This window comes from Acinetobacter sp. ME22, assembly GCF_022012315.1.
Classification (GTDB): Bacteria; Pseudomonadota; Gammaproteobacteria; order Pseudomonadales; family Moraxellaceae; genus Acinetobacter; species Acinetobacter brisouii_A.
Genome location: NZ_JAKLTL010000036.1, coordinates 1 through 1,331 on the forward strand (window position 1 = coordinate 1; position 1,331 = coordinate 1,331).

At 39.6% G+C, this 1,331-nt stretch carries 1 protein-coding gene; it reads right to left on the reverse strand.

Annotated elements, in window-relative coordinates; all coding sequences use genetic code 11:
• Nucleotides 1-13: 13 nt before the first annotated feature.
• The gene (locus LVY74_RS17555; RefSeq protein WP_237816141.1) at nt 14-1,318 is read right to left on the reverse strand and encodes an IS4 family transposase; all 1,305 of its coding nucleotides are present in this window, start codon (nt 1,316-1,318) and stop codon (nt 14-16) included.
• Nucleotides 1,319-1,331 lie beyond the last annotated feature (13 nt).

The following is a 1,331-nucleotide window of genomic DNA, read 5'->3' on the forward strand; positions in this document are numbered from 1 at the left end:
TAATGCCAGTCAGTTAAGCTGATTGGCATTTTTTCTTTGGATATTTTGCAGGTTTTGCTTTAACTACTCTCGGACACAGCCTATGCCTTTTTTCAGGTAATACATACATTTTTGAACTTTCTAATAAATGCTCTAAATGTCTAGGCAAATTACCTGCTGACTCTAAAGGCGTGTGCCTCAATATATTGATAATACTCATTGATGCGATATGAAAACTGATCTTTAATGGACTGACCTTGGCTCGTTCAGCCATAAATCTCATCTGCCGTCTCAATACATTATAGGCAATCAATACGCCCCATAATTCCTGATAAACCAAATCAGGCTGCTTACTTCTTAACGTCTGACTATCTTGTAAATCACTTTTAATTTCCCGATAGCACATCTCAATCTCCCAACGTTGGACGTAAAGCATCGCGACTTCTTTGAGTGGATAGGCTTTTGAATCCATTAAAGATGTGATGTATCGTCTAGTTTTGCCTAAATGTTCGATTTCTATTAAACGAGCTTCCCAATATTCTCCCAATAATGGATTCAGTTTCTTCGCTCTAGGTGAAACAGGCATTCTGATGTGAGCATCATGTTTTGAGTGTTGTTTTATAATTTCATAGCGTAAATTATCTTTGGCTCGCATCAGCCAATGACGGCTTTCTGTTTGGGAATGCCAATTGATGAGAAAATCAGCGGAGAAATAAGCGCGATCAAATAAAGTGATACTTTGCGCAGGCGCTTTAAGTTGACTGGCTAAAGTCAGTTCTCCCTGATCCATACTGCCGAGTTGAGCATCGATGATTTCATGCGTATTGGTATTCACCAAGCAGGTTGCCCTCACTTGAGGATAAGGAGCAGAAGCGTTTTTACCTTTCGATGAGCCAAAGTGATTCAAGTTTTCTTGTGTATGTGGCATAGACCAGACAATACCATCAACTGCACATATACGAAGACCATGAAAATCTGAATGTTGTTGCTGTGAATCTTGAAACCATGCTTGGCTAAGCGTGGAAAACAGTGCCTGCAAAGGTTCCAGACCTAAACGTTGTCGAGCTTGTACAGATGCACTAGGAACACAATATTGCGTTGTACCAAAGACAAGTTGCAACTGTTGAACAACATACCAAATGGGTTGATCTCGAAATAGAGCAAGACCAATCACCAGCCATACCACGTGTTCAGCAGGGAGTTTTCTCTTTCGGATAGATGCCTTGCCTGTTTCTTTTAAACAAGCTTCGATCCAATTTAAATCAATGAGTTCATTGAAATGTGAGAGTGAGGGTAATGTTTGTTGGCGTGTTAAATCTAAATGATGTGATAAATTCATAAAAAAATGAGTG

Excerpts from the sequence above, each read along its gene's own strand:
- LVY74_RS17555 (WP_237816141.1), bottom strand. The coding sequence starts at position 1,318 with ATGAATTTATCACATCATTTAGATTTAACACGCCAACAAACATTACCC.